General features: G+C 43.4%; 13 protein-coding genes. 4 read left to right on the forward strand and 9 right to left on the reverse strand.

The genetic code is table 11. The features are described 5' to 3' along the window. Positions 1-8: 8 nt before the first annotated feature. From secF to JMX07_RS05390, 4 genes are all read left to right on the forward strand, one after another. Positions 9-1271: a protein translocase subunit SecF gene (gene secF / locus JMX07_RS05375; RefSeq protein ID WP_201606740.1), complete on the forward strand. Its 1263-nt coding sequence runs from the start codon at positions 9-11 to the stop codon at positions 1269-1271. A 231-nt stretch (positions 1272-1502) separates the two neighbouring features. Then, on the forward strand, positions 1503-2909 hold the full coding sequence (locus tag JMX07_RS05380; protein ID WP_201606742.1) for an MATE family efflux transporter: 1407 nt from the start codon (positions 1503-1505) through the stop codon (positions 2907-2909). A gap of 170 nt (positions 2910-3079) precedes the next feature. Beyond that, entirely contained in the window at positions 3080-3811 is a 732-nt protein-coding gene (locus JMX07_RS05385; protein ID WP_227543681.1) for an AzlC family ABC transporter permease, read from the forward strand. Continuing rightward, positions 3801-4160, forward strand: coding sequence for an AzlD domain-containing protein (locus JMX07_RS05390; RefSeq protein WP_102077946.1), 360 nt, complete (start codon positions 3801-3803; stop codon positions 4158-4160). Before JMX07_RS05385 ends, JMX07_RS05390 begins: the two co-directional genes overlap by 11 nt. A 118-nt stretch (positions 4161-4278) precedes the next feature. Here the strand turns inward: JMX07_RS05390 and purF are convergent, their stop codons facing one another. From purF to JMX07_RS05435, 9 genes are all read right to left on the reverse strand, one after another. After that, positions 4279-5814: an amidophosphoribosyltransferase gene (gene purF / locus JMX07_RS05395; RefSeq protein ID WP_101205374.1), complete on the reverse strand. Its 1536-nt coding sequence runs from the start codon at positions 5812-5814 to the stop codon at positions 4279-4281. 236 nt (positions 5815-6050) lie between these two features. Further along, positions 6051-6548, reverse strand: coding sequence for a CvpA family protein (locus JMX07_RS05400; RefSeq protein ID WP_102090972.1), 498 nt, complete (start codon positions 6546-6548; stop codon positions 6051-6053). Positions 6549-6578: 30 nt separating this feature from the next. Then, positions 6579-7613, reverse strand: coding sequence for a quinone-dependent dihydroorotate dehydrogenase (locus tag JMX07_RS05405; protein WP_201606744.1), 1035 nt, complete (start codon positions 7611-7613; stop codon positions 6579-6581). Between the two features lie 214 nt (positions 7614-7827). After that, positions 7828-8229: a DUF4870 family protein gene (locus tag JMX07_RS05410; protein ID WP_227526596.1), complete on the reverse strand. Its 402-nt coding sequence runs from the start codon at positions 8227-8229 to the stop codon at positions 7828-7830. Between the two features lie 202 nt (positions 8230-8431). Continuing rightward, a complete protein-coding gene (gene gspM / locus JMX07_RS05415; RefSeq protein ID WP_201606747.1) occupies positions 8432-9001 on the reverse strand; it encodes a type II secretion system protein GspM in 570 nt (189 codons plus the stop codon). 32 nt (positions 9002-9033) lie between these two features. Beyond that, positions 9034-10305 (reverse strand): type II secretion system protein GspL, encoded by a 1272-nt coding sequence (gene gspL, locus JMX07_RS05420; RefSeq protein ID WP_201606749.1) that lies wholly within the window; start codon positions 10303-10305, stop codon positions 9034-9036. A 190-nt stretch (positions 10306-10495) separates the two neighbouring features. Beyond that, entirely contained in the window at positions 10496-10954 is a 459-nt protein-coding gene (locus JMX07_RS05425; protein WP_201606750.1) for a SixA phosphatase family protein, read from the reverse strand. Between the two features lie 57 nt (positions 10955-11011). Further along, complete coding sequence (locus JMX07_RS05430) at positions 11012-12304, reverse strand: NAD(P)H-dependent glycerol-3-phosphate dehydrogenase (protein WP_201606751.1); 1293 nt, start codon at positions 12302-12304, stop codon at positions 11012-11014. 126 nt (positions 12305-12430) lie between these two features. Beyond that, positions 12431-13090 carry a nitroreductase gene (locus JMX07_RS05435; protein WP_201606752.1) on the reverse strand — a complete coding sequence of 220 codons (660 nt, stop codon included), beginning with the start codon at positions 13088-13090 and terminating at the stop codon, positions 12431-12433. Between the last annotated feature and the right edge of the window lie 98 nt (positions 13091-13188).

Consider the following 13188-nt stretch of genomic DNA (forward strand, 5'->3'; position numbering starts at 1 on the left):
AGAATATTATGGCGATCGATAATAACAACCCTTTAGAACAGCAGAATAATCCTGATCGAAATGGCTCAAACGGTGACACGACCAATGCAAGTACGCGTCGCCGTAACAAACCGCGTCGTAATGGTAAAGGTAGCAATACTAAAACCAATAACCCTACTACCGCAAAGTCAGGCAAAAGCCCTAGTCGTCGCGGTGGTAAAGGTCAAAATGCTAAAGACAGTCAAGCACTGTCTACCGCTGTTGATTCTGACGTAATATCAGGTGACGCCGCTGATGATGCCGCAGCTGTTGCTGAAGGTGGCATCAAAGCGGTTGGTAACCAGCGTATCATTCCATTTATGAAGATAGAAAAGCCGATGGCACTACTATCTTTATTTATGGTGATCGGTAGTATCATTGCTATCGCGGTAAATGGTCTGAACTTAGGCCTCGATTTCACTGGTGGTGTATCTGCTGATGTCCGTTATGAGCAGCCTGTTGAGCAAGTTGCTGTTGTACAAGCGCTGGCAGACAATGGCTTCGATGATGCAGTTGTACAGTACCTAGGTACGCGTGAAGAGCTACTCGTACGTCTGCCCCCTCAGTCTGATAACGTCGATGGGCTAAGCGCAAATCTGACGCAAGCACTGGCATTACCTAGCAACACCGCTACGATTAGCAACGTAAATATCATTGGTAGCCAAGTTGGTAATGAGGTTTATTTAAACTCAGTCATGGCATTGGTATTGGCACTGGTATGTATGCTTGGCTATGTTGCCCTACGCTTCCAGTTCAAACTGTCTTTAGGTGCTGTACTGTCACTGTTCCATGATGCCGTCGTAACCATTGGTGTATTTGCACTATTCGGCTTTCCGTTTGATTTGACGGTATTGGCTGCGGTATTGGCATTGATTGGTTATTCATTGAACGATACCATCGTTGTCTATGACCGTATCCGTGAAAACTTCCGCCGTGTTCGCGGAATTACGCCTGAACAGACGATTGATTTGTCATTGACCGAGACGCTACGACGCACGATTATGACCATCTCAACTGTTCTATTGGTCGTATTGGCTATGCTATTCTTGGGCGGTGATGGATTATACTGGTTCTCAGTAGCTCTGTTTATTGGTTTGCTTGCGGGTACTTACTCATCGACTTATATCGCCAGCTCGATTCCGCTGCGCATGGGTCTATCGCGTGATGACTTTATCGTAAAAGTAAAACCAGAGTTTGAAGAAGAAATCGTTACTTTCAACGATCCAAAAATGTTTGAGCAAGACAACGTCTAGTAAGGTATATTAGATGGATTGATACGTTGAACTAGCGTGTTATGACACTTTATATAATTACTGATTGCACAGATACAACGTTTAAATAAGAGCACCTGACTCATGAATAATGAGTCTAGGTGCTTTTGTCTTTATAGCTATTTTGTCTCTTATATTAAATGTCCTGCCTTACAGTTTTATTATCATTTAACGAATACACCTCTTTATCGTTCACGCATAAACGAGTTACACATGTCAGCTAATTCAGCAACTTCTCACGCGATGCCACCTATTGACACAAGCTATAAGCGTATTGTCGCGATTGCATTGCCTGTGCTACTCGCCAATTTGGCTATGCCATTGCAGAGCGTTATTGATACGGCCATTGTCGGCAATATGAATGACACAGCGAAACTTGCTGGCATGGGTTTGGCCATACAGCTGCTATCGCTATTGCTTGTTAGCTTTAACTTTTTGCAGTATGCATCATCTGGACTTGCTGCGCAGGCATTGGGACAACTGGCTAATAATACTAGCAATACACCAACCTTATCAGTGCCCATGCCTTTGCTGTCTATCTTACAACGCGCGTTACTATTGGCGTTTGTTATTGGAGCAATATTGCTACTCGCAAAACCATGGCTGATTGATTTTGGCTTAAAAGCACTGTCAGCCAATCCTGAAAGTGGACGCGCAGCGAAAACCTATTTAGACGTACGCTTTTGGGGCGTGATCGCTGAGCTGATGAATTTTGCATTTATTGGTTGGTTTGCAGGACAAGGTAAGACACGTTATATGCTTTATCAGCAGGGCTTTATTGCTGTACTTAATATCGTACTGACTCTGTTTTTTGTATTTGCAATGCAGATGGGATTAGCTGGTGTCGCACTAGGAACGACTATTGCATTTTGGTTTGGAATACTGATGGCATTATGGTTGAGCCTCAAACATTTAAAAATATCGTGGCCTGTATTATTCAAAGCGGATCGTCAGTATTTTACGAAAGAAAAGATGCTTAGGCTATTTTCTTTAAACAAAGATATTTTTGTACGTACTCTTATTTTAACGCTGAGCTTTGCTTGGATTACTCGACTATCTGCCCAAAGCGGTGACGTCATACTGGCTGCCAATGCTATTTTATTGCAAGTATTAAGTATATCCGCCTTCGCTCTGGACGGCGTCGCTGTCTCTGCTGAAACCCTGAGTGGACAAGCTTCAGGGCGACGTGATTGGCCACGTTTTCGTATTATTGTGAAGCGTACAGGCGTGGTTAGTTATGGCCTTGCTATCATGTTGAGCGCCATTTGGTGGCTTTCGATGCCTACGTATTTGGGATTGATGACCAATATTGATTCGGTATTTGCCCTCGCCTATGACTACCATTTATATGCCGTATTATTGCCTCTTGTCGGCGTTGGTGCCTATTGGTTGGATGGGATATTTTTCGGCTTGACGGCTGGTAGCGTGATCCGTAATGCGGCGCTGATACTGGCTGCCATTTTCTTCCCGTTAAGCTGGTTGCTCTATCATCAATGGGATATGACTGGTATTTGGCTTAGCGTGTGGTGTCTATTATTATTGAGACTAGTCATCCTAGGTGGGTTTTTGTACCGTGCTAATCAGACTGGCAGTTATGAGAAACTACAACCTGAAGCTTAGTTAGTTTTATATTATATTTGCTCTATCAATTTTCGATAGAACGTTTTTATTAAGCTCGTTTTGCACTTTTTAATTTTGCAGCAATACCGTTTGAATCAATAATTTTTATATCAATAATTTTTATATCAATAGATTTATAAAAATATCATAAGAAAAATTTAGGATGTCATGTGAATACTCATTCAAATGAATTAAGCCATCAACATGCAAACCGCTATCAATGGGCTGAGGGCTTTAAGAAAAGCTTGCCAGTTGCTATGGGATATCTGCCTGCCGGTATTGCCTTTGGTGTACTCGCACAGGTAGCAGGTATCCCGATATGGGCAACGATTATGCTCAGTATCGTTCTCTATGCTGGTGCAGCTCAGTATGCTTGTTTACCAATGCTGAGCGCGGGCCTACCGATTGGCAATATCGCCACCAATATTGCGGCGATTAATCTACGTCATGTATTCTATGGTATGCCGTTATTACAGTATTTACCAAAAAATAAGCTGGCCAAGACGTATTGTTTGTTTGCGTTGACCGACGAGACTTTTTCGATCATGACAAGCTTACCAAATGAGTCACGACGAGCGCTGATACTTCCTATCAGCCTATTTAACCAAAGCTGGTGGGTACTGGCGAGTACGGTTGGCGTAATGATTGGTAGTACGCTCAGTGATTTGGTGCCAAATTTAGATTTTGCGTTGGTTTGCCTGTTTGCAATTCTGGCTTATGAGCAATTTCAAAGTATCAAACGCTACTTCCCGATTGGTATTGCCATGCTTGGCTTAATCATTGCTTCGCTATTTACCAGTGACTGGTTGCTACTAGTAGCCATCACTATCTGCATGTTTATGATTTTGGTACGTGGGTTTTGGATAGAGCGTCAAAAGACGGGAGACTCTTATGACCAGTAGTTATCTTATTTTTGCTACGCTTGCCATGGCAGCTGTGACCTTTATCACTCGTGCGCTACCCGCACTGATACCTAGAAAGCTACTCGATACACCTTGGCTACACCGATTAAATGAGAGTTTGCCATTATCAGTGATGGTACTGTTAATTTTAACTAGCCTCTCTTATCAAGACCTATCGACGACTGTTGCTTTAAGCGATACCGAGTTGCATCTATTAATGGCACAAGTCGGCGCACTTATTTTGGTATTGTTTATCTATCATATCAGCCGTCAGCTTTTGGTCAGTATGGTTGTCGGTATAGCAGCAATCAATGGTCTATTTTGGTTATTTAGCAGTTTTCTAGGCTAAAACTGTTTCGACCATTTATATAAACGTCAGTACCATTGGCTATATTTTAAACATAAAAAAGCTAGATTCATTCAGAATCTAGCTTTTTGTTATCTGAAAACAATGGCTTTAACTTAGCTTAAAGCTCTTCTACGCCCATCATATCAACTGGGGTATCAGCCACTATTTGTACGCCTTTTTTACCAGTCTTGGCAGTATCGTTACGCTGCTCTTGCAGGTGATCAAGATACGCTTCATTGATCTGACCAGTGATGTAACAGCCGTTAAATACCGCACAATCAAAACCTTCCACTCGGCTATGTTTGGTATCTTTTACTGCATCGATCAAATCATCCAAATCTTGGAAAATCAAACGATCAGCGCCGATGATATCACGTACTTCTTCAACGCTATTGCCTGAGGCAATAAGCTCGCTACGTACGGGCATATCAATGCCGTATACGTTTGGAAATTTCACTGGTGGCGCAGCGCTGGCAAAAAACACCTTGTTAGCACCAGCATCTCGTGCCATTTGAATGATTTCATGACAGGTCGTACCACGAACGATAGAATCATCAACCAACAGTACATTTTTGCCTTTGAACTCTAGTGGCACAGCGCTCAGCTTTTGGCGAACTGATTTTTTACGCTGCTGCTGACCTGGCATAATAAACGTACGACCGATGTAACGGTTTTTCATGAACCCTTCACGGTACTTAACGTTCATTTTTAACGCCAGCTCCATCGCTGAAGTACGTGACGTATCCGGAATTGGAATGACCACGTCGATATCATGATCCTCACCCCATTCAGCAAGGATTTTATCTGCCAGTTTTTCACCCATGCGTAGGCGTGATTTATAAACTGAGATATTGTCCATAATCGAATCTGGACGAGCAAAGTACACATATTCAAAGATACAAGGCGTGTATTCTTTTTGCTCGACGCATTGATGCGTATGCAGCTTATGGTTTAAATCGATAAAAATCGCTTCGCCTGGTTTTACATCACGAACGATAGTAAAGCCAGAACCTGTCAATGCAACTGATTCAGAAGCAACCATATACTCAGTGCCGCCATTCGGTGCCATACGCTTACCAAAGATAAGTGGACGGATACCGTTTGGATCGCGGAATGCAAGTAAGCCATGACCAGTGATCAAAGCGACAACACCATAAGCGCCTTCACAGCGTTTATAGACAGCTTTTACTGCTTCAAAGATATCATCAGCCGTTGGATGTGTTTTGCCTAGATTCTGCATCTCATGTGCCAGTACATTTAACAGTACTTCAGAATCTGAGTCAGTATTAAGGTGGCGGCGATCTTCGATGTACAAAGATTTGGCCAAACTCTCAGCATTGGTCAAGTTACCATTATGCGCAAGGGTAATACCATATGGTGAGTTGACATAGAATGGCTGAGCTTCGGCACTGCTAGAAGTACCAGCTGTCGGGTAACGAACGTGACCAATACCGAACTTACCAACCAGTTTCATCATATGACGATTCATAAATACGTCACGTACCATGCCATTTTCTTTACGTAGATAGAGTCGCCCATCTTGCAAAGTGACAATACCTGCTGCATCTTGCCCGCGATGCTGTAGCATCGTCAAACCGTCATAAAGAATCTGATTGACTGGTTCGTGAGCTGCAACTCCAATGACTCCACACATAATAGCTATATCCTATTTTGACTCATACATTAGTACGACAATAACGGCAAACTTAACGACAGTATATTGCTAAAATCATTTACTGTCGCACGCCGCTAACCTGATGATATTGTAAGAAACTTAACGAGATTTTTCGATAATCTGTTTTTGATTATCAGTGACACGTGCAAAAATTTAGAAGTATAAAAAGAAGTAAAATAATAGACAGTCAGATAAAATAATAGGCAATTAAACAGTTACGACTGATTGACCTGATCCCAAGCCATGCCTAGTACATCTGATACTAACGCCTTGCCCATTGGGGCGTAAGGCATAAGCTCAGGCGCTAGTACTGAGGTTTGCCACTGCGGCATCTGTACTAGCAATGGCGCACTGACGCTGAGTACAACCAAGACCATTAGTACGTTTTTGGCAGCACCCAGTACGCCGCCTGCCATTTTATCCAAGACGCCCAAACGTAAGGTTTTGAGCACGCCTGAGAATACAAACGCCATCAGATGCATGACTGCCAATATGGCAATCACTACCAATAAAAAAGCCATAGCCATCTGTAACACAGGGTTTTGTACGATACCCGTCAATTGGGGCGACACCACTCCTGCCAGCCTAGTAGCAGCGATAAGGGCGATAAACCAACCTACCAAGCCTATTGCTGTTTTAATCAGTCCTACTTGAAAGCCGCGCCATAAGCCAATCAAGACAACGATAGCAATCACAATATCTAAACCACTCATGCTTTACGCCTTATTACCTTATTTATTGGATTAGCTTTCCATGGCATCGTAATAGCCACCGATTGCCTGAATGCAAGACTGCACCAGCCCAGGGCCACGATAGATAAGCCCTGTGTAGAGCTGTACCATGTCTGCGCCTGCTTCGATTTTTTTGACGGCTTTGGCACCACTATCGATACCGCCCACACCTATCAAAGCGACTTTACCATCTAACTGATCAGAGAACTGTTGCAAAATCTGAGTACTAATATGACTCACAGGACGACCAGATAAGCCGCCCATTTGGTCGCCATCACGCAGGTCTTCGACACCTACACGGCTCAATGTCGTATTAGTAGCAATCAAACCATCAATCTCAAAGTCTATTAGTTGCTGCGAGATATAATCAACTTGTAATGGCTCTAAATCTGGAGCAACCTTAAGCACTAATGGGACATAGAAACCATATTCAGTAGCTAACTGACTATGACGGTTTTTAATCGTATCCATTAACTGAGTCAGTGCTTCACCACTTTGCAAATCACGTAGGTTTTTGGTGTTTGGCGATGAGATGTTGACCGTAATGTATGAGGCATGCGGATACACACGCTCTAAACAATACACATAATCATCGGCAGCTTGCTCTACCGGCGTAGCAGCATTTTTGCCAATATTGATACCGATATTGCCTTTATATTTACAGCGTTTGACATTCTCGATCAGATAATCAACGCCTTCATTGTTAAAGCCCATACGATTGATAATCGCGTCTGCTTGCTTGATTCTAAACAGCCTTGGCTTGTCGTTACCCACTTGCGGTCTTGGCGTGACGGTTCCTACCTCTATAAAACCAAACCCTAGCTCAGCCAGCGCGTCAATATAATCGCCGTTTTTATCCAAGCCTGCTGCCAGACCAACTGGGTTAGAAAACTGCAAACCCATACAGTCTGTTGGTTGCATTGACTGACCATACGCCAAGCCTAAAACACGCGCTTTATGCGCCTTATCCAATAAAGATAGTGTCATCTCATGGGCGTGTTCAGGATCCATATTAAACAAAAAAGGACGAAGTAAGGCATAAGACATAGTGATGGCAGACCCTGCTTGGAAGAAATAGTGAATAAAAAATGCGAATGAAATCGGGCGCAGCGATTATATCAGCTTAACAGAAATAAGAGCAAAGTTTCAGTCGCTAAATTTCTACATTTAAGCAGTAACCAATACTGATGAATCTCTACTAAATAACAATAAATTGCCGTTTTCTAAGCTAAAGACATAGCACAAAGGTACTCTTAAACATCTACGGTACTGGACGTCCATCAGTCAACGCAATCCAACCACGTATAATGCGATATAAATGCCAGATAAAGGTAAAAGTCATAATCAGCAAACCAAGCCCAGCCAATAATATTGAGCCAATAGCGATATTGCCACTATCCGCTAATACGCTAACGCCAAAACCGCCTAGTGCAAAGGTAATCAAAATAATGCCAATGACGAACCAAACGATACTGTACCAAAAGGTCTTGATTTGCCAATCGAAATGCGTGGCTAACCATGAACCATTAGCATCATGGCGCTTGGCATAGTTCATGACAATCGGCACAATCCACAACAGACCTGCAGTAAAGTAGCTGATCACATATAAGAAATAAGTGATGTGATTATAAGTAATTAACGAACGGCGCTTATCGTTGCTCATACTGTCCCGCATTATGTGAGGTTTTCCTTACTGGTAATATTTTTGTTCAATAGTCATATGATTAACTATTTAATGGAGCCAGATAAATGGCTTTTCAATGATACCAACGATAAAGCATTATTTTGCTGTCGAGGTTTGAGTGTTGAATACTAGACACACAGTGTTATAAGTATCTAAAATTTCTATCACAGTCTGGCACGTTTTAGGAAGTGACCGTTGCTTGTACCTGAATAGATTTATTGGTCAGATCTTGCTGCATAGATAGCTGTGTAAATTGCCAGCCTTGCTGTTCAAGCTTACCCAATGCAGTGCTGACGACCGCTTGACTAGGATGCGTAAAGCTCAATTGCACTGCATCGCCAGTCGCAACCACCTGAGCACCTGCTATACCTGAGTTATTGAGCAGCGCATTGATACGACTAGCGGGCGGCATATCAGCCTCTCCAGTAGCGTTGTTACCAGTATTTAATGCACTACTATCAATATTACCTGCTTGAGCACGCAACCAAAAATAATCCGCCACTTGCTCCTGATAGTCGTTTTTACTATCGCTTGCTGCTTGATGAACGCTATAGCCACCATAGCCGCCAATAAACAACAGTAGAAATATAGACAATACAGCTAATGCTAGCTGATCACGGGGAGGTAATGCTTGCCAGCGCGTCGTTAATACATTTTGATAATTATTCATACGCTCTGACAATACATGAGCCTTAGTACTGGTTGCAGAAACAGCTGCATTACGTTTGGTACGGCGTTGTAATCGTTTCATGTTTTTACCTTTATTACCAATACCTTGATGAGTTACGACGCTGCCGCATTATTCGCCATGTCGCTGCTTTCTACAATATTGTTTTCTACCACATTAACAGTGACTTGACCACTAAACTGACCTTGCTCATTACTATTCACTTGTGCAAGTTTGGCATTCAAGCCTTGTGCTACCAGTGTGCTCGTGAATTTATCAAGACTACTGCGATCTGGGGCAATCAAGGTAAAACTGAGCGCTGATGGTTGCATTACCAGTGACTGTGCATGCAATGAAGACTGTTGAATCAGCGGTGATATGCGTGACAGTGCCGCCATATGTGATGCAGGCGCTTGGCTATCACTACGCAGTTTTGGTTGCAGCTGTACTTGCAATTTGGTGCGCGTACTCAGTGGCTCATCGGCGAACCAAGATTGATACTGTGCTGCAATTGCAGTCTTGGTTGCTGCGGTCGCTTCATTATACTTATACCACTGCACACCATCGGTTGCCATTTGCAGCACTAACGCTGATAGCGCAACCATCATCGCCACTCGCAAATATGGTGATAATTGTGAGTCAGTAGATTTCATAAAGAAATTAAGCGCGTGACGTTCAGGATTGTCAATTGGCTTAGGTACTGTAGGCAGGGTCGTCAGTAGCAGCTGATGATCAGCGATCAACGCTTTAGTTTGCGCCACTAAATCCGTGGATGATGATGAACCTAGTGAGTCAAGCGATGCGTCAACAGGTGCCTCAATAGACGGCAGTACCATTACCTCACTCAAATGCGGGAAACGCTCAAACATTAGCGGTAAATAGCTAACGGCCATACCCTGACGCAATGACTGTCGCAATAGCATAGTCTGCGAATCTTGATAGAGGGCCACTTGCTGACCTGCGCCCTCTTCTGGCGGTGGCAACAATAAAAAATCTGGCAGTAATGCTACTATATTCATACCGGCTAGCTGCGCGCTTTGTTGCCATGACTCAATATCGTTTTGTGCCAGTGCGTACAGTTGCGTCGTATCAACATGGCTCAATTGACGGATGTTCAATTGCTCAATAGGCGTTAATGACGTTTCTTCAAATAAGTACTGCTTGCCGCTATTACCAAGCTGTTTAAGCTGAGCAGCATTGAGCGCCGTGTCCACTTGCAACGCATGACTTGAGGGAAAATATAGACAAAGCGCCTTTTGGCTACTGGACTTATAGTTACCATAGATTGTTTGCAGCTGTTGCCAACCATCAACCATTTGCCATTGCTGTACATCTTCGTGCCAGACAGCTAGCGGGCTATGCTGCGCTCGTAACCAAACATGTAACACTAAACGTGTCCTCAATTATTGCTGCGGTTATCAAAATATTGTTAATGATTGATGCGGTTTTTGAAACAGCTGGATGATTTTATATGATTAATAACTGGCATGCTTCTCGCCAATACCATTTTAAATCCGTCATATCTAATCAATTCTGCTCTAGCAAATCGTTTCTAAGCAAAATATTAGAATGTCTAGTCTAATAAGGCTGGTCAGGAACAAAACGATCAACTTCCGTTGCCATGCCAGTCATCACAAACTCCATATCAAACACTCTGGCTTCCGCTAGAGAAAATGACTCAGGATAATCACCTGTCAGCAATCCCGCGATATAGGCGACGATAGACATATGACAAACAACGACCAAACACTCAGCTTCAATATTGGCAATATCTATCAAAGCTTGGCGAGCGTCATCCGAGGGCGTGATATTGTCTTGCACAGATGAGGCGGCTTGCGGTGCTCGTGACTGGAACGCAGATAAAGTCTGCTGCGCTCTCGTATAAGGGCTAACCACAAAACGATCTGGACGATAGTGAGTAGTCACATACTCTGCCGTTTGTGCTGCCTGCTGCTGACCAAAGTCCGTCAGCTGACGTGCACTATCTGGACGTGTCTCGTCTTCTGCTTGACCATGACGTACTAATATAATTTTCATAACCTTCCTTGGAGCGCTGAGTTCGACTTTCTTAATACTGATTTTTAATGGTGTGTCTTACTTATCAGCATCGCCATCTTTGCTTTTGCTATTGCTACCAGAGGTTTTCATATGAGCGGTAAGTGCAGCATTGCTATGATCATGCGCCATGACAAACTCAACATCGCTACGGAACCCAGCTTCCATCAGATGTAGCGCAACGCCTAGAGCGGCCTTGTCTTCATAAATGACTGCATAGAGCGCATGGGTAATTGGCATATAGATACCCGCTTTGGTCGCCTTTTCATGTACTTGCTGAATGGTATTTACCCCTTCAGCAGTTTGGCCAAGCTTTTTGACCGCGGCATCAATGCTCATACCACGACCGAGCATATTACCGATACGATAGTTACGACTTAGCTCTGAGCTACAAGTAGCATATAAATCGCCTACGCCAGATAAGCCCAAGAAAGTGAGCGGATTGGCGCCTTCTTCAACACCAAAACGACTCATTTCTGCCAAAGCACGAGTAAGAATCATCGCCTTCGTATTCTCACCTACTTCATAAGCTGCCGCCATACCCATGGCAATTGCGTAGATGTTTTTTAGCGCGCCGCCAAGCTCGACGCCGCGTATATCATCACTAGCAAATACTCTAAAGAAAGCACTGTGCAATGCTGCTTGCACGGCATGACGCAACGGTTCCGACTCACTTGCGATAACCGTAGCAGACGGCATATTTTTCATGATTTCTATAGCGAGGTTCGGCCCTGACATAACGCCAAAGTTCACTTCTGGCAACACTTCTTTGATGATATCACTCATCATCGCAAAGGTGTCTTTTTCCATACCTTTAGTCAACGATACAATAGACTGACCGCTGATAAAAGGCGCGATGTTTTTTAGCGTTTCACGAAAGGCCAAACCTGGCACAGCAATAAAAATAATGTCTTTGTCTTTGACGCTTGCCGCCAAATCATGGCTGTATTTCAGTCGATCATCAAGCTTATAGCCTGGTAGATACTTTTTATTGGTCTGTGTTTTCGCCATCGCTTTTACCGTACGCTTATTACGTACCCACAGCGTGGTATCACAGCCATTACGTGCGGCTAAATTTGCCATTGCCGTACCAAAGCTACCACCACCTAAAAACGCCAAGCGCAGCTTGGTAGGATTGCTATGAATGTCTGCCATATCCTTTGCCACAGCTGATCCAACAGGACTAGGGTTTGACTTTTTACGGCCAAGACCTGACTTGGTTGCTCGCTCAAGAATACCTGCAAGCATACCATTCTGCTTTTCAGACGACTCTTTGTCCGTCTCATTATTAGCACTGGTATTGTTTTTATTACTATTGTTAGGGCTTGTCATGTTCTTTTATCCGTGTTGACTGACGTATTATCAATAGAATCTATCGTGCTCAGCGACTGGCCTTATTATCTTTGAATTATAACTTTGTGCAATTATAATCTTATTAATAGACAGCACTGAGCTACATTACGACTCGAAGCGAACTAGCGGTTCGATATCGATAGGTTTGCGTTTGGACTCATCCTTGGGACTTGTGCCAGTATAAACAAAAGCGGTCACATAATCATCTGCACCCACTCCGAAATACGCTTTTACTGCAGGCTCATTACACAGCAGCCCAGTGCGCCAAACGGTACTAAACCCTTGAGCTTTTAATGCCAAGATTAGATTTTGTACAGCAGCACCTGCACTTAGCATTTGCTCAAAAGGTGGCACTTTTTTGTGTTCTTGCATTTGAGTCACAGCCGTTATGATCAGCGGCGCTCGCAGCGGCATATTTTGAGTTTTAGTGACGGTTTTTTCAGACAGCGTTTCGCCATCTTGTAGCGCTTTTGCTTGGGCTGCTTCGAGCAAGGCACGGCCTAATTCATGGCGTGCCTTACCTTGCGTCACGATGAAGCGCCACGGACGCAATTTTTTATGATCTGGCGCAGTTGCCGCACATTCAATGGCAGATTCAATCTGCGCACGCGTTGGTGCTGGCTCATCTAGATTGCCCATACTGCGTCTTGAATTGATCCAACCTATCAGCTCGTCACTGGTAGATGAGATATCATTCGCTGCTACGTTCTTCACGGACAGTTTTTTGTCTTCTATTTCTTGGCTTTCATTATCAGATGTAGTCATTGTTTTATCCTTATTTATTATTATCTATCACTACTTATTATTTATAATATCACTTTCTTATTTTTTAACCGCTATAGAGCAGTTGAGAGCTACACATA

The sequence above is a fragment of the Psychrobacter immobilis genome, from assembly GCF_904846235.1.
GTDB classification, from domain to species: Bacteria; Pseudomonadota; Gammaproteobacteria; order Pseudomonadales; family Moraxellaceae; genus Psychrobacter; species Psychrobacter immobilis_C.